The sequence below is a fragment of the Pseudoalteromonas rubra genome (assembly GCF_004212645.1).
GTDB lineage: Bacteria > Pseudomonadota > Gammaproteobacteria > Enterobacterales > Alteromonadaceae > Pseudoalteromonas > Pseudoalteromonas rubra_G.
In genome coordinates this window covers 61,623-84,888 of sequence record NZ_PPUZ01000003.1, presented here as the reverse complement: position 1 = coordinate 84,888, position 23,266 = coordinate 61,623, and the positions used below count along the sequence as shown (strand labels likewise).

The 23,266-nt window shown below is 51.0% G+C and carries 17 protein-coding genes; 14 read left to right on the top strand and 3 right to left on the bottom strand.

Features of this window, described 5'->3' with window-relative positions; all coding sequences use genetic code 11:
* Positions 1-8 precede the first annotated feature (8 nt).
* Together C3B51_RS01730 and uvrA are read right to left on the bottom strand one after the other, a co-directional pair.
* Positions 9-1,079, bottom strand: a complete 1,071-nt coding sequence (locus C3B51_RS01730; RefSeq protein WP_130243949.1) for a hypothetical protein — start codon at positions 1,077-1,079, stop codon at positions 9-11.
* 67 nt (positions 1,080-1,146) lie between these two features.
* The gene (gene uvrA, locus C3B51_RS01725) at positions 1,147-3,966 is read right to left on the bottom strand and encodes an excinuclease ABC subunit UvrA (RefSeq protein ID WP_130243948.1); all 2,820 of its coding nucleotides are present in this window, start codon (positions 3,964-3,966) and stop codon (positions 1,147-1,149) included.
* A 124-nt stretch (positions 3,967-4,090) separates the two neighbouring features.
* On the opposite strand from uvrA, the gene C3B51_RS01720 reads away from it, so the two are divergent.
* The 3 genes from C3B51_RS01720 (at position 4,091) to ssb (ending at position 7,028) form a co-directional block, all read left to right on the top strand.
* A complete protein-coding gene (locus C3B51_RS01720; RefSeq protein ID WP_130243947.1) occupies positions 4,091-4,843 on the top strand; it encodes a substrate-binding periplasmic protein in 753 nt (250 codons plus the stop codon).
* 97 nt (positions 4,844-4,940) lie between these two features.
* Positions 4,941-6,308, top strand: coding sequence for an MFS transporter (locus C3B51_RS01715; protein ID WP_125716870.1), 1,368 nt, complete (start codon positions 4,941-4,943; stop codon positions 6,306-6,308).
* A 27-nt stretch (positions 6,309-6,335) separates the two neighbouring features.
* Complete coding sequence (gene ssb, locus C3B51_RS01710; protein ID WP_125716869.1) at positions 6,336-7,028, top strand: single-stranded DNA-binding protein; 693 nt, start codon at positions 6,336-6,338, stop codon at positions 7,026-7,028.
* Positions 7,029-7,704: 676 nt separating this feature from the next.
* Here ssb and C3B51_RS01705 read toward each other — a convergent pair.
* Positions 7,705-9,873 (bottom strand): winged helix family transcriptional regulator, encoded by a 2,169-nt coding sequence (locus tag C3B51_RS01705; protein WP_130243946.1) that lies wholly within the window; start codon positions 9,871-9,873, stop codon positions 7,705-7,707.
* Positions 9,874-10,131: 258 nt separating this feature from the next.
* Here C3B51_RS01705 and C3B51_RS01700 point away from each other — a divergent pair, with 258 nt between their 5' ends.
* From C3B51_RS01700 to C3B51_RS01650, 11 genes are read left to right on the top strand one after another with little or no spacing between them, the layout of a single operon-like run.
* The gene (locus C3B51_RS01700) at positions 10,132-11,202 is read left to right on the top strand and encodes a DUF1611 domain-containing protein (protein WP_130243945.1); all 1,071 of its coding nucleotides are present in this window, start codon (positions 10,132-10,134) and stop codon (positions 11,200-11,202) included.
* Between the two features lie 53 nt (positions 11,203-11,255).
* Complete coding sequence (aroA, locus tag C3B51_RS01695; RefSeq protein ID WP_130243944.1) at positions 11,256-12,605, top strand: 3-phosphoshikimate 1-carboxyvinyltransferase; 1,350 nt, start codon at positions 11,256-11,258, stop codon at positions 12,603-12,605.
* 11 nt (positions 12,606-12,616) lie between these two features.
* Entirely contained in the window at positions 12,617-13,405 is a 789-nt protein-coding gene (locus tag C3B51_RS01690; protein ID WP_130243943.1) for an SDR family oxidoreductase, read from the top strand.
* Positions 13,406-13,423: 18 nt separating this feature from the next.
* Positions 13,424-14,284, top strand: a complete 861-nt coding sequence (locus C3B51_RS01685; protein WP_130243942.1) for a phytanoyl-CoA dioxygenase family protein — start codon at positions 13,424-13,426, stop codon at positions 14,282-14,284.
* Between the two features lie 14 nt (positions 14,285-14,298).
* Positions 14,299-15,411, top strand: a complete 1,113-nt coding sequence (gene hisC, locus C3B51_RS01680) for a histidinol-phosphate transaminase (RefSeq protein WP_130243941.1) — start codon at positions 14,299-14,301, stop codon at positions 15,409-15,411.
* Positions 15,408-16,658 carry an ATP-grasp domain-containing protein gene (locus C3B51_RS01675; protein WP_130243940.1) on the top strand — a complete coding sequence of 417 codons (1,251 nt, stop codon included), beginning with the start codon at positions 15,408-15,410 and terminating at the stop codon, positions 16,656-16,658. The genes hisC and C3B51_RS01675 overlap by 4 nt, the downstream gene beginning before the upstream one ends.
* 3 nt (positions 16,659-16,661) lie before the next feature.
* Positions 16,662-17,972 (top strand): ATP-grasp domain-containing protein, encoded by a 1,311-nt coding sequence (locus C3B51_RS01670; protein WP_206076586.1) that lies wholly within the window; start codon positions 16,662-16,664, stop codon positions 17,970-17,972.
* 56 nt (positions 17,973-18,028) lie between these two features.
* Positions 18,029-18,772 (top strand): iron-containing redox enzyme family protein, encoded by a 744-nt coding sequence (locus C3B51_RS01665; protein WP_125716861.1) that lies wholly within the window; start codon positions 18,029-18,031, stop codon positions 18,770-18,772.
* A gap of 52 nt (positions 18,773-18,824) precedes the next feature.
* On the top strand, positions 18,825-19,106 hold the full coding sequence (locus tag C3B51_RS01660) for a 2Fe-2S iron-sulfur cluster-binding protein (protein WP_125716860.1): 282 nt from the start codon (positions 18,825-18,827) through the stop codon (positions 19,104-19,106).
* A gap of 10 nt (positions 19,107-19,116) precedes the next feature.
* Entirely contained in the window at positions 19,117-22,194 is a 3,078-nt protein-coding gene (locus C3B51_RS01655) for an efflux RND transporter permease subunit (protein ID WP_130243939.1), read from the top strand.
* Positions 22,187-23,230, top strand: coding sequence for an efflux RND transporter periplasmic adaptor subunit (locus C3B51_RS01650; protein WP_130243938.1), 1,044 nt, complete (start codon positions 22,187-22,189; stop codon positions 23,228-23,230). Before C3B51_RS01655 ends, C3B51_RS01650 begins: the two co-directional genes overlap by 8 nt.
* Positions 23,231-23,266: the final 36 nt, after the last annotated feature.

The window sequence follows — 23,266 nt, the reverse complement described above, 5'->3', positions numbered from 1 at the left end:
TTGGCGCTTTACTTGGTACGAAACTGATGTCCAATAGCCGCCGAAATACAGGGTTTAACAACAAACTCGTAGCGGGTCGGCTCGCCATCAATCTTAGTGATCTCTAACAGTTCGTAGTCATTTAACTCGATGATCCGGGTACCCGGCGTTATTTCACAACGCGAGCGACTGTCCGATTCATACTCATAGATGAAATAAGTGAGTACGTTTTGCAGGTGTCGCTCGTAGTTGTCGGCATTTTTTTCAAATGTGGATAGCTGCACCTTAATTTCATCAAGCTCAGCTTGTTTTTCTGCCAGTTTTGCTTGTGTCACATCATCAAGCCCTGAACCTGCAATGGCGTCAACATTCGCGCGCGCGATGACATTCTGAGATTCTTCTGGTACCGCAACATTGACCTTAATTGACTGACCGGTGAAGCCTTCGAAGATATGCTGTAAAAAGCTATTCACGCCTCGTGACATACCGGTTGAGGATATAAACACCGCCATTTGATAGAGCAAAAACAAGCCGAAGAAAAAGCGCACCAAGCCCGTGGTGACAGGGTACTGGTAATCCGGGCTGTGCCACCATTTGTGCAAGCCAAAGGGCCTTAACAGCATCAGTACAAACAAATAAACAGGCTGGATGAGCTGCAGCACTATCAGTAACAAAATGCTGGTAGTGACAAACCAGGTCGGCACGGACAGCAACATGCTAAAGTTATGGGAATAGGGCAGGTGATCGGCATTAACCCCGGTGATGTCATTGACCATGCCAGCCGCCTGGGCCAGCGCATAGTTGGCAATAAATGCATAAAACAATAGGATCACGGCCTTGCCGGGTAGGCTTTCCCAGAGATGAATAAACCTGGGCCAGAATTCCCGGGTCATGGCTATCAGTGCCAGCAGCGATGCGCCCAGATAGAGCGGACTGTCTTCAGGTGCCTCATTAAAAATGCCAAGCACGCAGAGTATGGTCGCCGAGCAATAACAGCGCTGTGCGACATTGAGTACCTGCCAAAATGCCAGCCATTTTTTTTGCACCACGACGAGGGGAGCTAATGCGCTTTGCATCGCCCCGGGTATTGTCAGTTTCATTATTATTATTCCGTTCCCTGACTTTTTACAGAGTGGGGGGAGTGGCTCCCCCTTTTTGCTTGCTCCGTTATAGCATAGGCTTGAGGTATCGGCCAGTGTGAGACGCTGCACAGTCAGCAACCTCTTCCGGCGTGCCTGCTATCAGGATCTGGCCTCCGCCAGCGCCGCCTTCCGGACCCAGATCGACTATCCAGTCAGCGGTTTTGATGACATCCAGGTTATGCTCTATGACCACCACCGTATTGCCATGGTCACGCAAGCGGTGCAGCACTACAAGAAGCTGCTGAATATCATGGAAGTGCAGACCTGTGGTGGGCTCATCCAGAATGTACAGGGTTTTTCCTGTGTCTCGTTTGGATAGCTCGCGGGCAAGTTTGACCCGTTGCGCCTCACCCCCTGACAAGGTTGTCGCTGCCTGGCCCAGTCGAATGTACGACAGGCCCACGTCCATCAGGGTTTGGAGTTTGCGTTTAATGGCCGGGATCTTATCAAAGAACTCGCGGGCATCTTCTACGGTCATTTCCAATACTTCGTGGATGTTTTTGCCTTTGTACAGGACTTCTAAGGTTTCCCGGTTATAGCGCTTACCGGTACACACATCACAGGGCACATAGACATCAGGCAGGAAGTGCATTTCGACCTTGATCACTCCGTCGCCCTGACAGGCTTCACAGCGACCGCCTTTGACATTGAAACTAAAGCGACCAACTTTATAACCCCGCGAACGGGCTTCCTGAGTACCAGCGAACAATTCCCGGATCGCCGTAAAGATCCCGGTATAGGTAGCCGGATTTGAGCGCGGCGTGCGACCGATCGGGCTTTGATCTATGTCGATCACTTTGTCGAAGTGCTCCAGGCCTTCAATGGATTGATAAGGGGAAGGCTCAGCAACGGTTGCCCCGTTCAGCTCTCGGTGTGCCAGCTTGAACAGGGTGTCGTTGATCAGGGTTGACTTACCAGAGCCAGACACGCCGGTGACACAGGTCATCAGGCCAAACGGGATCTTCAGGTTGACATTTTTAAGGTTGTTTCCGCTTGCGCCATGTAAAGCCAGCCAGTGTTCACCCGGCTGATGGCGTTGTGCTGGGATGGCAATGGCTTGTTTGCCACTGAGGTACTGACCGGTCAGTGACTCCGAGTTAGCCATAATATCTTCGCGGCTGCCTTCAGCGACCACATAACCACCATGCACGCCGGCACCCGGGCCAATATCAATAATGTGGTCCGCGGCGCGGATGGCATCTTCATCATGTTCAACCACAATCACGGTATTACCGAGATCGCGCAGATGCGTTAAGGTGCTGAGCAGGCGATCATTGTCTCTTTGATGCAGACCAATGGAAGGCTCGTCCAGCACATACATCACCCCAACCAGGCCGGCACCAATCTGGCTGGCTAGTCGGATCCGTTGCGCTTCACCACCGGAAAGGGTATCGGCACTGCGTTCCAGCGACAGATAATTTAGGCCAACATTGATCAAAAAGGACAGACGATCGCGGATCTCTTTCAGTACTTTTTCTGCGATCTTGGCCTTTTGACCACTAAGCGTTAGCGCACCGAAAAAGTCACAGGCTTCGCCGATACTCATAGTAGTGACGGCAGGCAAATTAGTGGCACCAATGAATACATGGCGGGCTTCTTCTCTGAGCCTCGAACCTGCACATTTTGGACAGGCCTGGCTGGTCTGGTACTTAGCCAGCTCTTCGCGGACTGAGGCCGACTCGGTTTCACGATAGCGGCGGTTCATGTTGTTCAGTACGCCTTCGAATTCATGATTACGGGTGATCAGATCGCCGCGATCATTGCGATAATTGAAGGCTATTTTGGTGCGCCCCGAGCCTTCCAGGACCACCTTTTGCGCATCGCCTGGCAGGTCTTTAAACGGTACTTCTAAATCAAAGTCATAATGCTCGGCCACCGAGCTGAGCATCTGATAATAATAAAAACTCCGTTTGTCCCAGCCCTTAATAGCGCCACCGGACAGACTCAGCTCCGGATTTTGCACCACCCGGCTGGGGTCAAAGAACTGCCGTACGCCCAGACCGTCACAACTCTGACAGGCGCCGGCGGGGTTGTTGAAAGAGAACAGCCGAGGTTCCAGTTCAGTCATGGCATAGCCACAGGTTGGGCAGGCAAAGTTGGCAGAGAACACCAGTTCTTCGTCTAAACTGTCGTCCATGGCGGCCACCACAGCGATACCATCGGCCAGTTCCAGCGCGGTTTCAAAAGACTCGGCCAGTCTTTGCTCCAAACCTTCTTTCACTTTAAACCGATCAACGACCACTTCAATCGTGTGCTTTTTGTGTAATTCCAGCGTGGGCGGATCGGATAAATCGCATACCTCACCATCAATACGAGCGCGAATAAACCCCTGGCTGGCGAGCTGTTCCAGAAGCTTAACGTGCTCCCCTTTGCGGTTTTTCACCACCGGAGCCAGCAGCATCAGCTTACTGCCTTCGGGATGGGCCAGTACCGTATCCACCATCTGACTGATGGTTTGTGCTTTGAGAGGCAGATCATGCGTAGGGCAGCGCGGCTCACCAACACGGGCAAACAGTAAGCGCAGATAATCATAAATCTCGGTAATGGTCCCGACCGTTGAGCGCGGATTGTGAGAAGTCGACTTTTGCTCAATAGAAATCGCCGGCGAGAGCCCTTCAATGTGATCAACGTCAGGCTTTTCCATCAGTGACAGGAATTGTCTGGCATACGCCGAGAGCGATTCGACATAGCGGCGCTGTCCTTCGGCATATAAGGTATCGAATGCCAGCGATGATTTCCCCGACCCCGACAGACCGGTGATCACAATGAGCTTGTCGCGCGGTATTGTCAGAGAGATGTCTTTGAGGTTGTGCGTGCGTGCACCTCTAACTTCTATTTTATCCATGGTGGCCTTATTTGCTGTACAAACTTACAGTGTTTTTCTCAGACTCCAAGAGTACCCTATCCTGTCTGTAAAATTAAGCTATCTTAGCTAAACTTACGATAAACCTTGAAACCGGGGATCACATTTGCACTGGTTTGCTTTGATATGTGCGCTGATCACGCCACTGGTAGTGGGGTGTGAACTGGTTGTGCGGTTTGAAAACTACGCGGCGCAATCCCGTTTAGACAGCACCTTAAAATGGCATGGTCTGGATGTCGACTTCGCCAGAGCCCTGCTCGATGAAGCCGGTTGCGACTACCAGTTTATTAATGTGCCCTGGGCACGCGCTCTGAAAATGCTGGCTGACGGTGAGCTAGATATGGTGCTCAGCGTCACCCGTACACCCGAGCGGGAGCAGTTTGCCTACTTTATTGGTCCGCAAAGGATGGAAACCATTGTATTTGCGATGAATCAGCTGCGTCCTTATTCGCTGCACACTTTGGCAGATCTGTTTACGCTTCCGGTGCCCGTTGCCATACAGAAAGGGGCGTTTTACGGTCATGTCTTTAATGAAATGCTGCTACGAGAACAGAGCAAAGCCGAGTCGCAGCGCTTTATTTATGTGGCGGATAATCAGCGCAAACTGAGTCTACTGAAACACGGGCGGATCGCCGGTTTTTTAGAGGAAAAGTTTAATGTGTTGTATCAGTCGCAGCACAATCCCGACTTTGCCCAGATCACGATAAGCTCACTGGTGGTCAATCGGGAGCCTGTCTATTATGCCCTTAGCAAACAGTCGGTGTCGGCAAAGGATAGGCGCCAGCTGGCGGCGGCGTTTGAGCGGCTGCAACATTCAGGGCGGCTAAAGCAGATCCTCGCCAAGTATGGATTAGATTAAACCCCGGTTTTTCTCACTAAAATCCGATCTGGTCGTCAACACCGGGTTACTTTTTTGCTAGACTAGCGCCTGTTTTTGTCTTAGCCAAATAAGTGTCATGTCGAAACAATCACTTAACTCTTTAGAAAAACGTGCAGCCATTTCACTGGCAAGTGTCTTTGCCTTTCGAATGCTCGGGCTGTTTATGTTGATGCCGGTGCTGGCAATTTACGGCCAGTCACTCACTGATGTGTCGCCATTGTGGATTGGTTTGGCGATCGGTGCTTACGGGCTGACACAGGCACTGCTGCAAATTCCCATGGGCTGGTTGTCTGATAAATTTGGTCGCAAACCCATTATTGTTGCCGGTTTAATTATGTTTGCTGTTGGCTCTGTGATTGCGGCGCTGGCTGAGTCGATTTACTGGGTCACCGCCGGGCGCGCCCTGCAGGGCATGGGGGCGATCGCCAGTGCTTTGTTGGCACTGGCTTCAGACCTGAGTCGGGATGAGCAAAGACCCAAAGTGATGGCGGTCATTGGCATGTGTATTGGTCTGAGCTTTGCGGTGGCCATGCTGCTGGGCCCAATGGTTGCTGCGGCGTTTGGCATTGCAGGTATCTTCTGGTTAACGGCAGCGCTGGCGATACTCGGGATCGGAATTGTGATGTTTATCGTGCCGAGTGCCGTAAACCGCGCACCAAAAGGGGATACGGTTGCCAGCATGGCCGACATTCGTAAGCTGGTGCGCCATCCACAGCTGGTAAGACTGGATCTTGGCGTGTTGCTGCTACACTTAACGTTGACGACGTTATTTGTCGCGCTACCGGGACAGTTGATTGCAGATGGTCTGGCAGCACAGGACCACTGGCAGTTGTATATTCCCGTCTTATTGCTCGCGTTTGTACTGATGGCACCACTGATGATAGTGGCCATTCGCAAACAAAAAGAGAAGCAGGTATTTCTGGCGTCGATTGCCCTGTTGGTGCTGAGCACCCTGGCTTTGATCCCGGCGGCAAATTCGCTGGTCGGCATCGCGGTGGCGATGACCGTCTATTTCATTGCGTTTAATTTTTTGGAAGCCACGATGCCCGCTTTGGTATCGCGCATCGCACCCGCTACCCAAAAGGGCTCGGCGATGGGGGTGTTTTCCTCTTCACAGTTTTTTGGCGCATTTGCCGGCGGTGTTATGGGCGGCTACCTGGCCCAGCATTTTAATCCTCAAACTGTGTTTGCTGCGGCTGCGGCAATTGGGGTAATATGGCTATTTATTGCGTGGCGTATGCAAATCCCGGTGCGAAGCAAAACCCTCAGTTTTGTGACTGAGGTTGATGAGCCAGAAAAAGCCGATGAATTGGCCGATCAACTGGTCGCATTACCCGGGGTGATCGAAGCGACCGTTGTCAGTGAAGAAAATCGTACCTACTTGAAAGTAAACGATAAAGAATTTGATTTAAACCAAGCAAAGCAAGCCCTGGGCTTGCGCTAGCTTGCAATAGTGTGAGGAGAGGGTGCCATGGCACGCGGTGTAAACAAAGTTATTTTGGTTGGTAATTTAGGCCAAGATCCTGAAGTACGTTATATGCCTAACGGAAACGGCGTAGCGAACATCAGTATTGCAACGACCGACAGTTGGAAAGATAAAAACACAGGTCAGTTGCAGGAGCGCACTGAATGGCATCGTGTTGTGCTATTCGGTAAGCTGGCAGAAGTCGCAGGCGAGTACCTGCGTAAAGGATCACAAGTCTATATCGAGGGTCGCTTGCAGACACGTAAGTGGACAGATCAAGGTGGACAGGAACGCTATACCACAGAGATCGTTGTAGACATGGGTGGCCAGATGCAAATGCTGGGCGGTCGTGGTGAACAAGGTGGCGGCCAGTATCAGGGTGGTCAGCAGGGTGGTCAAAACTATGGCCAGTCCAACCAGTCTAACTACGGCAATCAGGGTGGCCAGTCTCAGTACGGGCAACAGCAGCAGGGCGGCTTTGCGCCTCAGCAAGCACAACAGCCTCAGCAAAACCAGCAACAAGGCGGTGGTTTTGGTGGTCAGTCAATGGGCCAGCAACCACAGCATAGCGCGCCTGCACAAGGCGGCTTCGCGCCTCAGCAAGGCGGTGCAGGTGGTAACACCGGTGGCAATGCAAGCGGCAGCGCCAGCAACCCGATGGAGCCGCCCATCGACTTTGATGATGATATTCCGTTCTAAACGATTGAATGCGCAGGGGAACCTGCCGTAGAGAAGTGCGTTATTAAGCCCTGCTGAAGCAGGGCTTTTTTATCTTTAAATTTGCGCAGCGTAACGGTCTTTGCAATATGGGTAGGGGGTACAAAAGACCACGTTTCCATCGGCAGTTTGATTGAAATGCGCGTCAGTATCAGGTTGCGTATGCCACTCAGAGGTGGTCAGGAACATCACAGCTGTAACGGTTAATAGACGTAGTGTGTTTTTCATAAAATTAAGCCCCAAATTTTCTAATGATATATGGTACTGATTGTTTTTATTAAAGCATGCCAAGCCAACTGCCGAATGATGCTAAACCTGCCGTAGTCGTATCGTTTGTATATCACCTCAATCACGACGCTGAGGCAATTTCAACCAAGATGCTGTTTTCATTATCAAGCTGATAAGTCTGGTAACACCCAGGCTCGTTTCTCGGTCACTATCATTCAGTTTATTTAGGCAAATATCATTGTAAAAATGTTGAACTTACGTTGTTGTATTTAGCGTGCTTTTATATCTATATAATTCATTAGCTTGCATAGCTTGTGATCCAAAAGGAATAGCTTCTGGCAATGTTGAGTGATGATGCAAAGCGCGCAGGAAGCAACAAGGGCGCTCTTTTAAGCCAATTGGGAGATACGGTCAACTTGATAAAAGGTATCTACAGCTGGATGTGGGCGATGTAACTGCCAGACACGCTGGTATGGTTTAGCAAAATCGTGTCGCCAAGCTTGGAAAATTGTTTTATTCCCTGTAAATGCGATGACAACGCTTTGGCTTCGCCGGGGTTGCTCAGTTTGGTGTGTAGTAATTGTTCTTGTGAAATGAAAAACACGGCTCCGTCTTCCAGATGCCATTCATCTGCATCGAGAAAGTGGGTGTGTGGCAGAAGCGGGCCAGACATGACCTTGCTAAAGTCATTCGCCAACTTAAATATCCCATCTTCATGCACCTTACTAATGTAGTAGTGCCCTGTCATGCAATCGCCTTTAACGCTGTCAACTTCGGGGAGTAATGTTTCAACAGCTGTCAGTTTTGCATCTATCTTATGTAGCATCCAGCTGTTATTGACTAACCTGGTCGTTAGCAAATATCGGCTGCTGCCGCACATCCAGATTGGGTTACGGAAATTATCCCCAAGCTTACCAAAGTGATTAATCTCCTTCGCTGCTAGAGACAAAATGGCCAGTTGATTATTGTCTAAAAAGCTAATCAGCTGTCCGTCGTGGGAAAACTGGAGATTGTTCAGAGTATGACCAGCGGCGAAATGGGTGAGCTGTTCATAGGCCTGCCCATCATACAGCCAGAGTTGATTGTTGCCTGAACGATTGGAAATAAATGCAATCTTAGTTGTGTCAGTGTCTTTAAACATGACTGCACCGCGATCGTTGAAGCTTGACTGGATCAGCGGTGTCGGAGGTTCATCCGGCTGAGTTAAAGACCAGGCCTGAACATTGTTGGTTTTAAACTCCCCGACACTTGCCAGCAAAGTGGATGTATCAACTGAAATCGGTGTCTGAATGTGGTGCTCTGAGCTAAACAGTACGCGCGTTTCCCTGGTCCTGACATCAATGGCTGCGAGGTTGTCGTTGCTGTCGACAAAAACGATTTCATTATCATTCGGGCTCCAGGACGTGGTGTATATCACATGTCGATACTGTGCAATGCGTGACGTGATATTTTGTTCAATATCCAAAACATAAAGTTCTTTTAGTGAATCAGCAATAGAGCGAATAAATGCTAACTTGTTGTTATCTCTGCTTAAGCTGATGCTGTAGTCACCGTAAGATTTTTGTGATGGGAAAGTTAGCTGTTGCTCTTCAAGGGTGATCAAGTTTTTCCGTTTGACAATAAAAGGCATGCTTTTGCTGGCCTTATACGAGAAATACAACCAGGTATTATCTGAAGAAATGGCGATCGGTGAAATACTCAGTTGCCCACCACACACTGTCACAGTGCTGATTGTCGACTGCGCCGGGATTTGTGCGGGGGTGATTTTTTTTATCTCACAGCGGTTATTGTCAAACGTCTGATAATAAAGTGTTTGATTATCTGCTGCCCAAAATGGTGAGCTCATATGAGGCGCGTCCTGAATCACGGTCGTTTCATATGTTTTGGCATTTTGGATGAGCAGCTCAAAGGGACTGTGCTGATCCGCTTTATGGGTATAAGCAAGCCAGTTCTTATCGGCTGAAAGGCTGGGGAAAAACTCGATACCCTGAGTATGAGTCAATGGTGTCAGGGTTGGATTAGAAGGGGGCCGTGTGGTGTTGTCGAGAATAGACGCTTGTAAGAAATAAATAATCAATAATATCAATGAACTAACCAGTGTCAAAACACTCAGATTGAAGAGCTTCGACGGCGATTTAGAGGTAGGGGGTTCTGTCACTGGACTGTCAGGGTCGAGTGACAAGGCCGTTTCGGTAATACGTTCGCTGAATATATTATGTTCTAATGGCTCTACAGAGCCAATCAAGCAATAACCTATCTTATGATGCGTTTTTATCACATCTCCCTTACAGCCCAACACATTTCTGAGCCGTGATAGTGTTGAGTTTACCGTTGCATCTTCAACAATTTTGTTCTTCCACACTTCCTGAATGATTTCGTCACGGCTGAGTAATTTTCCCCGGTGTTTTATGAACAGCTTCAGCAATGCAGCCTGAATGGGCTTGAGCTGAACTTGCTTGTTGTCCCTGGTAGTGAGTTGATTTGTCGAGGAGTTATAAATCCGGCCGTTAATGCTGATGAGCTCATCTGTGTCTTCTATCGCCAGTTTGTGTAAGTGCACCATGATCCCATCTTTAAACAACGGTTTTTCAATATTCACGTCAACATTAACATGTTAAACAATAAAAAAACAATAATTAAACAACCCAAAAGTGGTACCTGTCGCCTTATAGTTTCGCTCAGAGATTGAACGGGTCTGTACGACTGAGATGGCAACTAATCTTCACCTTCAGTTGTTTTGACTCTCATACAGTTCAACAAAGTGACAGCGTTAATGACATCAAATAGGCCCTGAGCAAGGAGGCCTTTTTGCTGCATCTCGCTGAGTTAATGTTTTAACGACTAGGGGTAGAGGAAAGTGAAACTAAAAGGTAGGCGAGTCGTCGTATTTTGCGAAGGGAAGTTTGGTCCCACGTCAAGCAAAGTCGCAACATCATATTTGCGTTATTGCAGTGACGACTGTATTGCTGTGATAGACAGTACTCAGGCAGGGTCCGATGTCCATGAAATCCTTGGATATGGTGCGGGTATTCCAATTGTGGCGAGCCTGGATGAAGCCCGGCAATATCGTCCGGAAGTGTTTATGGTGGGCGTTGGCCTATTCAACAACGCATTGCCGGCACAGTGGCGCGCCACCATAAAGCAGGCGCTCGAGTTGGGCATGGACATTGTCGCAGGTCTGCATTTCCGGTTGTCACATGATCCGGAGTTTGCACAGCTAGCTGAACGTCATGGTTGCCAGATTTGGGATACCAAAGAGCCTCCGACTGATTTGCGCACCAGTCATAATCGGGTCCTGGCCCAGCCGAACTTTATTATTCATACGGTGGGCAGTGACTGCCGGGTTGGTAAAAAAACAACCAGCATCGAAGTTGTGGCTGAATGCGAGCGACGCGGTCAGTCTGCAACCATGGCGGCCACGGGCCAAAGCGGTATTTACATCAGTGGCCAGGGCATTGCTGTTGATGCGGTACCTGCAGACTTTATTGCCGGCGCTGCTGAACAATTGGTGCTGGAAGCGTGTGAAGTCGCGCCATGGGTTGTGGTTGAAGGACAGGGCGCTATTTCTCACCCGGCTTATAGTGGAGTCACCCTGGGCTTGCTGCATGGCGCGATGCCAGAAGCCCTGATTTTGTGTCATCAGGCGCAGCTTGAGCACCATAAAGACTGGGCAGACAACCAAGTTCGATCACTCAAAGAACTCATTACCATTTACGAGCAGCTGGCTTCTTACCTGCGTAAAGCAACCGTTGTTGCAATCAGCGTGAACTGTGACGGCATGAGCGAAAGCGACGCTGCGCATTATCTGGCACACATTGAACAAGCCACAGGGCTGCCCACCACCGACGTCATTTTGTTTGGTGCCGGCAAGCTCGTGGATGCACTCGAACAACATCAGCAGGCCGCGACCTGCAGTGCAGTTGCTTAGCCGAGTCTCTTTTCATAACCATTTAATTAATAAAACTATATTTGGAAAAAATTATGTTACTTCAAGTTAAACCGACGGCTACCTTGGGCGATGTAGCCACCATCCCTTCCTCAAAACCAGAAACTCAGCGTGCCATTTTGGCCGCCACGTTAGCTGAGGGTAAGTCTGTTGTGCGCAACGACTTACGCTGCTTAGAAACAACGACCATGAAAGAAGCCTGCCGAACCATTGGCGCCATTATTGAAGAGAAAGATGGCTACCTTGAGATTCAGGGGGTTGGCAGCAACTTTGCCGGTAACAAACGGGTGATCGATGCACTGGGCTCGGGATTGGTATTTCGCGTGTTTACCGCCATTACGTCATTCGGCGATACGCCGGAAGTTCTGACCGGCGATGCGATTTTACGTGGTCGGGTGATGGCACCGCTGTTTGACGCACTGGCGCAGCTGGGCGCCAATATCAGCTGTGTGGCTGATGAAGGCAAAGCGCCGGTTGTAAACTGGGGTGGCGGTTTTAAAGGCGGTCGCTGTGTCATACCTGGCAATGTCAGCTCGCAGTTTATTACAGCGGTGATGTTTGCAGCACCCATGGCACCAGAGCCAACTGAAATTGTAATAGAAGGAGAGATCCTGTCTATTTCTTATATCCGTCAAACTATTGAAGCGATGGAAAAGGCGGGCATCCGTATTGATGTTGCCGATGACTTTACTTCTATTGTGGTCCATCCGGGTCAGTACCAGAGTGCCGACTATCAGATCAGCGGCGACTACACGTCTTCTTCTTACATCATAGGCGCGGCGGCTCTGTTCCAGGGTAAGCGTGTTCTGAAGAACATGAATAGCCAGAGCTTGCAGGGTGAAAAAGCCATTATCGACGTGGTGAAAGCACTGGGTGTCGAAGTGCAGTTTGACGATGCCAATGATGAACTGACCTTGATCAATAATCAGACACACCTGGCGGGCGAGTTTGAGTTTGATGCCAGTGATTACCCCAATATTGTACCGACCCTGGCCGCCATTGGTGCGTTTGTTGAGGGGACCTTCCGCGTCGTGGGCGGCTCAATTACACGCTTACACAAATCACCGCGTATCAAGGCGATGGTTAGCGAGCTGCAAAAGCTGGGAGTCGATATCACACCTCTGTTCAAAGACGGCGTATACGACGGTTTCGAAATTCACGGTAAGGCAAGCTACCAGGGGGGCTTAGAGCTATCCAGCTGGGGTGACCACCGTATCTTTATGTCTCTGTTCATCGCCTCTTTGCGTTGTGAGCGCGCCTGTTTACTCGAAGGTTATGCGGATGTCATTTGCTCATTCCCGGATTTCTTCAAAGAGTTTTCAGCAATGGGTGTTCAGTTTACAGAAACTGAAGACGGTAACAGCGACTTACTTAAGCAAGCATAACGGGAAGTCACATGGATCTGGGGATCGCAGGTAAGTCGGCGTTGGTTTTTGGCGCCAGCAGAGGAATTGGACAAGGCATCGCACAGGCGTTAGCGGCCGAAGGGGTCAACGTGTTTCTGGTGGCCCGCAATGCAGAGGCGCTGGCCAGCAACGCGGCGCAACTGAGCCGTGAATTTGGTGTGCAGGTTGAGTGGCTGGCTATGGATGTGTATGCCCAGCCGGTTGCTCACTTATTGGCTCAGCTGACGCAGCAAAACTGGGATATTGACATATTGGTCAACATTTCGGGAGGTCCTCAGATTGGCAGTGCATCAGACTCTGATGCTGAGCAGTATCAGTCGCAGTTTCAGGGCATGGTGGGGTTTTTTATCGAGATTAGCCGCCAACTTGCACAGCCGATGGCGGCCCGCAAATGGGGCAGGATCCTGACCGTGGGATCATCCGGTGTGTGTCAGCCGATCAAAGATCTGGCGATATCGAATACGCTGAGATCGGCACTGATCGCCTGGAATAAAACCTTTTCTGATGAGGTCGCAGCCTCAGGGATCACCGTCAATACCCTGCTGCCTGGGCGTATTCAGACCGAGCGAGTGAATGAAATTGATCAGGCCCGGGCCGCCCGAACCGGTGTGTCACAGGCACAGATCGTCGCACAAAGTACGGCCACGATCCCTGCTCGCCGCTATGGCAGCGTCACAGAGTTCAGTGCAACGGCTGCGTTTTTGTGTAGTCAGGGGGCAGCCTACATTACAGGCAGTTGCATCAGAGTGGATGGTGGCTTGATCCGCTCAACCTATTAACTAAGAGTGAAAAGCAAAATGTTAACAGCAGAACAAGTAAAATTTTATCACGACAATGGCTATCTGGTGGTGGAGAACATTCTTGATCAAACAGAAATTGCCAATGCATTAAAAGCAATTGAAGAGCTGACGCAAGGTGAAGGGGCACAGCAAAATTTTGAGCTGGAGCCGACCGATGGCAACACCATTCGACGTATCTGGTCACCCACTAAAAAGCACGACACCTTTTGGCAAATTGCCAGCAACGAAGACTTGGTGGATAAGATTGCCTGTCTGATTGGTCAGCGCGTGCAGTTCCACTACAGCAAAATGAATATGAAGGGGCCAAAAGTCGGGAGCGTTGTTGAATGGCACCAGGACTTTGCTTACTACCCGCATACGAACTCAGACTTGTTGACGGTATTGATAGCACTGGATGGTATGCAACAGGAAAATGGCTGCCTGAAAGTGATCCCGGGTTCTCACAAACATGGTTTGGATAGCCACTACATTGGCGATTACTTCCGGGGCAAATTACAAGATATTGATGAAGCACAGGCGGTGAGCCTGGAAGTGCCAGCCGGCGGTGCGATTTTCCTGCATTGTCTGACCAAGCATGCGTCTGCTCAGAACACTTCGGATAAACCACGACGCACTTTCCTGCCTGCTTATCGTGCTGGCGATGCGTTCCCCATTTACTTTGGTCCTCATGCGGCACACAACGAAGCGGGTGCCATTATGCTGCGCGGAGAAAAATCGCGAGTAGCGCGTGTTGATGAAGGTCGCCACTGGCTGCCAATTGCCGAGCGTGAGTTTGGTTCCATCTATGAAGTGCAAGAAGGTGCGCACCTGAAAAAAACCGTGTCGGACATGAAAACGACCGGATATGCCGTGGACTAAGTGAGGGTCAGAGTATGAATTGGAAACATTGTGTCGCACCGTCACTGTTAACACTGTCTCCGTATCAGGCTGGGCTGACCAAAGCGCAGTTAAAAAGGAAGCTGGGTGTCGAGCAGGTATACAAGTTTGCCAGTAACGAAAGCCCGCTGGCTATTTCTGAGCAGATCAAAGACGCCCTGCTCAGCGCACAGGAAGAGGCACATATCTATCCTGATTATCAGGATTTGATAGCGGCGCTGGCACAACATCATGGCGTGTCAGTGGAGCAAGTGATCCTGGGTAATGGCTCAATCGACGTGATTGAACTGGCATTTCGTCTGGTCGGGCAACCCGGTAAATCATTATTGTGTTCTGAGTTTGGCTACTCGGCTTACCCCTTATTAGCTAAGGCATCCGGCCTGAGCGTGACAAAGGTATCCAGTTCGTCTTCGTTTGGTCATCAGGTTGAGGAGCTGCTGGCGGCAGTGGATGACACGACCGCCATTGTGGCGCTCGACAGCCCGACCAATATGTCTGGTGACTCCTTGTCTGTCAGTCAATTGGAAGCACTGATCTCTCGTTTACCCGAGCAGGTGCTGGTGGTGCTGGATCAGGCTTATATTGAGTTTGTAGACGGGGATCTGGGCCGGCAGACGATTGAGCTATTGCACAGGCACCCGAATGTCCTGATCACACGCACTTTCTCTAAAGCTTACGGGCTGGCGGGGTTGCGGGTTGGTTATGGTCTGGCGGATCCGCAATTGATCGCCTGGCTACAGCGTCTGCAGCGGCCATTCCCTGTTGCTGGCATGGCTGTGGCGGCGGCGCTGGCCGCATTGCAAGACACCGAACATCATCGTCGCATCCTCGATGTGGTTGCAAGAGAAAAATTGCTGATGTGTCAGCGCCTCAAGCAATGTGGTTTTGAGGTGCAAGTCGGTGAGGGAAATTTCCTGCTCGTGGATGCACAGGAGCAAGGAGAGGCGCTGTATCAAAGCCTGTTGCAGGCCGGTTTTATCGTAAGAGCATTATCGGGTTATCAACGGCCAGAGCTATTACGCATTTCTATCTCTGGGTCTGAGGAAAACTTGCGGCTCATCCAGCAAATCGAGCAGGTGTTCCTCACAGATACTGAGGTGGCACTATGAATATCCTGATCTTAAATAACTTCTGGCGCTATCCGGGCACCGAGCGCTGGGACTTTGAACTGGTGTGTTATGAAGAGTTGATCTGTCATGACACGCATCAGGTGACCTATATCGTTAATCGTCGTGGACGCACTGCCATCACTGCTCATCCGGACAGTTGCAAAATATATGAAGTCGAAGACTTCAACGACAGCACCCGGCTGGCTGAGATCACTGCACAAGTGGTTGCTGAGCAGGGGCCAATGGATCGGGTGATTGCCTTTTCTGAAAATCTGTTACTCCCCGCGGCACGTCTGCGTGAAGCCTTTGCTATTCCTGGCCCGGATATGGCCGAAACGTTGCTGGCACGGGACAAAATGCAGATGAAGCAATATATGCACGCCGCGGGTGTGAAGGCCCCACGCTTTTTGGCGGTGTTACCGGGCTCAATTACGCCACAGGTTGCCAGCTTTGTCCGCGAGGTGGGTCTGCCCGTGATACTTAAACCGGCGGATGGGGCCTCCAGTATTGGTGTCAGCCGGGTGACTTCGCTGGCACAACTGGAAACCCTGCTCGGTGCGCTTCCTGAGGGAGACTGGCAGCTGGAAGAGTTTATTGCAGGCGACATATATCACATAGATGGCCTGGTGGATGCTCAGGGCGAGCTGCTATTCAGCACATCTTGCCGCTACATCAATACGTGTCTGGACTTCAGTTTTGATAGTCCGTTAGGTGGTGTCATGGTGATGCCGGGGTGTGCGCTTGAGGATAAGCTCGTGGCCTTTGCCAGACGCTGCCTGAGCGCCCTGGGTTTTAACCGGTGTGCGTTTCATCTGGAAGTTTTTTTAGATAAAGACGAGGAGCCTGTCTTTTTGGAGGTGGGGGCCCGAGTTGCAGGCGCAGATGTGCCTTACATGATTGAACACAATACCGGCGTTAACTTGTTTAAGCACTGGGTTGATCTCATCCTGCATGATCGCACCGAGCTGACACCAGAGCATCGCGGCGTTGGTGCCTGGTTGATGTTTGGGTTGCCAGAGCAGTTGCCTCAGCAGGTGAATGGGGTGACTGAGTTTGTCGGGAAAATTCCCTCGGTATATCGCCAGCACTTACCTCAGGTTGGTAGTGAGCTGATCAAAGAGGGCGGTTACTGCGCTTTGCAGTCGGGGCGGTTCTTGTTTTCCAGTCCATGTGCAACACAGCTGGCGAAGGATGTTGAGCAGGTGCTGCAAGAGTTTCATATCGATCTGCAAACACTGGAGGGGTAAAAAATGAAAGAAAAAGCATTACTGGTGATGGCGCATCAGGGCCGCTCCTATATCAAGCTGATCCGGGCCTATCTGGATGCATTAAATGTGACCTGCCTGGTCGTGAGCTCTCAACCCAGAGACGAGCAGGATCTGGCGTTATTACGTGAGCACAGTGCGCAGGTCTGGGTCTTGCCTGAGCCCTATATCAGTGCGCAGGGCGTTGCGGACGTGTTGCAGGAGGCCAGTCAGAACTACGAGGTATTAAATACCCTGGCCACATTTGAAGCCTATCGCCTGATCATGGCACAGGCAAATCAGCAGCTCAGTGGTTTGGATGCCGACCCTCAGGCACTGGCATTGTGTATGGACAAGTTTGCATGTCGTCAGGCGCTGCACGCGCAGTCTTTATCTGAGGTGGAAAGCTTCATTTTAGATGACGCGGTCCTGACGCAGCTGCAACAGGGTTCACAGCCATACTTTATTAAGCCGCGCCGTGGCGCCGGTTCTTTCGCTTGTTTTCGCCTGTCTCCACAGTTGCAGATGGCGGATGTACTGAGACTGCAAGCCCAGATGCAGGATGATAAACAGTTTGCTGCCATTTTTAACGGACAGTTTGACTTCATGGCGGAAAGTTTTATTGCCGGTGAAGAGTTTAGCTTCGAAACCCTGGTGCTGGATGGCGAGTGTTACGTGATTGGTGCGCATGCCAAATACCTTCAGGAAAGCATGGGGACCACCCTTGAGGTCAGTAATTCACTGCCTGCAAGTAACTTATCCGATGCCGATCAACGCAGTGGCGAGGCGTTTGTGGCGGCCTGTCTGAAGGGGCTGGGACTGAGCCAGGGGGCTTACCATATTGAAACGCGCTTTGACCGACAACGCAATCACTGGGAGATCATTGAAATTAATACCCGTATGGGTGGTGCCTTGATCAATCAGTCGGTAGAGGTGTTCACCAATGGCGAATCCTTCCTCAAGTTGTGGATAGAGCTGCTGTGTCTGCACTGCGAGCGGACACAACTCAAGGAAAAGCTGGCCGGATTGCGGGAGAGTCAGCGTCGCGCCAGTCGGGACATTGACTTTGCCAGTGTGTTTATCAGCCGCTATGGCGAACCGGGCAAAACGCTGACCCATTTGAACATCGACCGGGTATCCAGGCAGCCGGATATCATCGAGATTCCTGTGCGAGTCGGCACTCAGCTGGCCGCGTCTGAACGCGGGATCTTTTTGTGCAACGCCTTGTGGCGAGTCACATTGAACGAATTACCTAAGTCTCTGGAAACCTTACCGGCGATGTTTGATGCCGGGATGGAAGTGGGCTACGCCGACTGACCCAGAACTTAACATTTAAATCATCAACTAAATCATATTAAAAATAGGACAAGAAAATGAACAGAGTGACACATTGTGGGATCGACAGACCAAAGCCTTTTTACTCACTGAGCGAAGGTGAGCAAGTACGCGCTAAACTCGACAGCTATCTGGACCAGAAAATGGCGCAGTGGAAAGAAACCGTGCCTTATGCCTCACACCTGGAGAGCAAAGACATCAATAGTGCCTGGTATCGTCGTCACACCATTGAACATGTCTGGCGGATCCGCCTGAGCCGTTCGGCGCACTGTAAAGCGCTGCACGCCATCACTAAAGTATCTCCTGAAGCGGCGCAACTTTATGCTGAGTATCAGGCAGAAGAAATGAACCACGACACCTTGTTTATGCAGGACTGTGAAGCCATTGGTGTGACGCAGGAGGAGCTGCTCAATACCGAACCTTTCCTGGCGACACGCCTATTACAAGGCTTCTTCTATTTTGTGAGTGAGCATGAAGACCCTATCGGTGTGGTGGCGTCCAGTTACCTGGTTGAGTACACCACAGCGAAGCTGACACCAAAGCAAATGGAGTCGATGAAAGCATCCTTGGGCGAAGAAAATGTACAAGGTCAGCTGGCTCATATTAATACCGATCTGGGTGAAGACCATGCCGGTGAAATGTGGCGCATTCTGCGTTACCTGATCCGCTCTGAAGCCGACGTAGAAAAGGTACTGCGATATTTCGATGATATTCAGACCATTCTGGCCATGTACTTCCGCGAGCTATACGACGCAACGATCGCTGACAGCCAGGCAGCTTAACTTAATCCGGCCGGTCAGAGGGTTGACCGGCCATTTTGTTTATAGGTGGTATATGCATAAAGTAATTATTCCCTCAACCGGCGAGGAGTTCAGCCTGCCAGATAGATCCTATCTGACCGATGCCGAGGAGCTCGAGGTGAATGGACTCAAATTCGGGTGTCGTAAAGGTGCGTGCGGGGTTTGCGCCATTCAAATTGTTGACGGCTATGACAACCTCTCCAGCCCGGATAAAAAAGAGCTGGCCTTTTTAGGGCGCTTAGGACATTGCCAGGAGACCATCCGCCTGGCCTGTAAGTGTCAACTGAGTGGCTCAATCACGATCCAGCCGGTGTAGGAGGCGCGCTATGTCGGTCCTTGAAAAAAACATTCGTTACCCCGGTGTCAGTGTCGTTATTTGTATCATTGCCCTGTTGCTGGGCGTTGTTGCGATGCAGCAATTGCCAGTCAAGCTGTTGCCTGATACCAGCTCGGCATCATTGAAAATCGAGACGCTGTGGCGCTCGGCCTCTCCATACGAAATAGAAGCAAATATATTGGAGAAACAGGAAGACGTATTACGGGATATCCCCGGTATTGAGGAAATGATCAGTACGGCTTACCAGGGGCGAGGGGTCATCCAGTTGACCTTTGCTGATGCGCTGGATAAAACCGAATTGCTGGTTAAGGTATTGAGCAAACTGAACAATGTAAAAGAATTCCCGCTCGATGCAACCCCCCCACAGGTTAAGTCTTTCTCTTCTGCCGAGTCCCTGGTGTTCTTGTTTATCCGTAAACTTGAGGGTAACACAAAACCCATTGATGACTATCAGACCCTAGTTGACCTGAATATCCGCAGCCGTTTATCCGGGATCCCGGGCGTTGCCGGGGTGCAGACTTTTATCGGTGCTCAGCAAGAGTTTCAGATTGTCATTGATCCGCTCAGGGCGGCATATTTAGGAATTTCTTTACCCGACGTCGCGCGGGCATTGCGTTCGCATCATGATATTACCAGCGGCACGATGGATGTCGGGCGCAAAAGCTACCTGTTGCGCTTACAGGCGTCCGACTCACCCGAACAGATAGCACAAACGGTGCTGGAATGGCGCAATGGTAATCCGGTGCGTCTTAATGACATTGGTGAGGTGCGCATTGCCCGAGGCAAACGCGGCAGCTTTGCAATCTACAATGGCGAGCCGGCCATTGGCATGCGCCTGACCCGCGAAGCTGGTGCAAATGTGCTGTCGACACTGGCACAGGTATACAACGAAATAGATCAACTCAACAATGGGGTGCTGGCACAACAACAACTCAAAATAGAAAAGTCTTTTGATCCATCGATCTTTATCAACCGGGCGCTGACGATGGTCACCTCTAACATCGTGATTGGGATCATCATGGCGATGCTGGTGCTGTTTGCTTTTTTCCGCCGCTGGCAGCCGACGCTGGTTGTGACGATCAGCGTCCCGATTTCAATAATTGTTAGCTTTATTGTTCTGGCGGTTTTTGAGCGTACTATCAATGTCATTACGCTCGCAGGCGTCGCGTTTGCCAGTGGTATGGTCATGGATGCGGCCATTGTGGTACTGGAAAGCATAACGCGTGAACGAGAGCGGGGCGCGGCGATCAGTGAGGCCTGCATTGCCGGTACGCGCAAGGTCTGGCGTGCATTGCTGGCATCCACACTCACTACAGTGGCGATCTTCTTACCTATTGCCTTTACCAGTGATAGTGATGCCCAGTTGTTTGCTGATCTGGCGCTCACGATTGCGATTTCAGTGGCCGTGTCTTTGCTGGTCGCTGCCTTCATCATTCCCGTGATCTGCAACCGCTTATATCGTTTTGATAGCCAGGATAAAATCGCAGCGGAACCGACGTCTGAGGATGTAGCGCTGCGAGCGTTAAAGACAATGACTGCAACCCGCCGTCGGTGTCTGGCCTGGTGCTTTACCTTGATTGCCTGTCCGGTGATCTTCAGTGCGTCGCTGTTACCGGATCTTGACTATTTACCACCGTTAAGAAAGGACTCTGTCGATACCATTATGCGCTTCCCCTCCAGTGCGCACCTTGATCTGATTGAGCAAGAAATTGTTCAGGAGATGGCGACACGTTTGCAACCTTATCTGAATGGTGAGCAGCAACCGCAGCTGAAAAATTACTTTATCGCGGTCTCGCCAGGTGTGATGTCTATGGGTACCCGGGTTGAAGATCAATCCCAGGTCGGGCAGTTAAAAGCTTTGATTAAAGACGAGATCACGGCTGGCTTTCCCGACACTCGGGCATACAGTTCGCAGGGCTCAATCACTGGTCGTTTTGGTGGTAACCGCAGCTTTACCATCCATGTTCAGGCTGATTCCCTGGAGCAGCTTAATCAGGGGGTGAAAGAGATCATTCCGATGCTGAAGTCGGCCATTCCTGGCGCGGTCGTCAGAGCTAAGCCTGCGCTCGATGCCAACCAGCCAGAATTGAGAATGCATGTTAACGCGGATCGGCTAAGCGAAATAGGCTGGCGTTATTCCGATCTGCAGGATGTCGTGAAAATGCTCGGCGATGGTTTGTACATTGGTGAGTATTTTAACTCTCAGGAGCGTATCGATAAGATCATTAAAACGGCTAAGCCCGCGTCTCCTCAGGCATTAATGCAAACGCCATTGAGTAATACCGCCGGGCAGCCGGTGTATTTAGGGAACCTGGCCCAGGTTGAAGAGACCCAGGCCCCGATCCGTTTACGCCGGGTCAATCGACGTCGTGCTATTTCACTGACCATAGTACCGCCGGCACAAATGGCGCTGGGCGTTGCGGTTGATCAGGTGACCGCTCTGGTGCCACAAATGCGTGAGCACCTGCCAATGGATGCAGAAATCCTGATGGGTCAGACTGCCGACAAGCTCAATCGCTCGGTAGAAAACCTCGTGTTTCTGATGTGCTCGGCCATCTTACTGCTATTCCTGATCATGGCGGTGATGTTCTCGTCGGTTCGCGACAGTCTGATGGTGACCCTCACGTTACCGCTGTCGACCATAGGTGGGGTGCTGATGCTGAATGTCCTGAACCTGTTTACCGTGCAAACGCTGGATCTGCTGACGCTCATCGGTTTTGTCATTCTGACCGGTCTGGTGGTGAACAATGCCATCTTGCTGGTGGCTGCCAGTCGGGATTTCGAACAGCGTGGCATTGCCCTGAAAGAAGCGGTACATCTGGCGATTGCACAGCGGATCCGACCGATCCTGATCAGTACTATGACGAGCATTTTTGGCATGCTGCCGCTGCTCATTAACCCGGGGACGGGCGCGGAGATCTATCGCGGTCTGGCTGCCGTGGTGGTCGGTGGTATGTCACTGAGCTTGTTGTTTACGTTGATTTTAATCCCTTGTCTGCTGTTGTTGCGCAGCCCCTCACAGAGCCATACGTCAGGAACCGAAATGGAGGTAAAACCCTATGCTTAAGTTGTTGCTCACATTTATTGCGGTGGCCATCGTGCTGCCAACTCATGCCGCCGTGCCAGTGAAAACGGCCCTCATCCAGCAAACCGCAGAAGCTTCGCAGTATCGAGCATCTGCTGAGGTTGTGTCACTGCGCGATGTGGAGATTGCTGCTGAGGTTGAGGGGCGTGTCGACTGGGTGGCTGAAGTTGGCAGTGTACTCGAAAAAGGCGCTGTGCTGGCGACGATAGACCCAGAACAGTATCAATATGCGCTGACCAGTCATCTGGCTTATATGGAACAGCTGAAATCAGATATCCACTTCGCACAAAGAGCGCTGCAACGCGGCGAGCGCTTGTTGCGCGACAAAGTATTGGCAGAGCAGGAACTGGACGATATCGCACAAAAGCTGGCCAATGCACGCTTTGCACTGCAACAAGCTGAGGTCGACAAGCGACTACTCGAGCTGAAGCTAGCGCGCTGTAAAATCCTGGCGCCTTTTAGCGGCCAGGTAGTGGTGCGGCACACAGTACGGGGTGGTTATGTCGAGCCGGGCACCACCATGGTGGCGTTTGTTGATACTGATAACAAAGAAGTCAGCGCCAAGCTGCCGGTTATGTCGGGCGCCGGGCTAGACCTGCAGCGCACTCAGGCTACCTTGCACGTCAACGGTCAGGTGCTGCCCGCTAAGCTCAAGGCCATTGTTCAGGCCGGCGATGAACACTCCCGTTTGGTGGAGGTGCGGTTAACGTCGGAGCAGGCACTTCCGCCCATTTCAATGCCAGTAGAGGTGCACTTTTCGACGCCGGGTAATGCACAGGCCTGGATTGTGCCACGCGATGCCGTCTTGCTGGCGGGTGAGCAGCACTATGTTTATCAGGTCTCAGCGCAGCACCAGGCACATAAGGTGGAAATTGAAGTGATAGGAGAGCACTCGCTTAACAATGTGTTGGTTAAAGGCGCGTTGACAAAAGACAGGGCGGTGGTCGTGCGAGGCGCCGAGCAGTTAGGTGATAAGCAAGAGGTCGCCATTGTGGCATCCAATACAAGTGTTTTTTGAGCGCCTGAGTTAACGCACTATTATCCAAGGGGTATT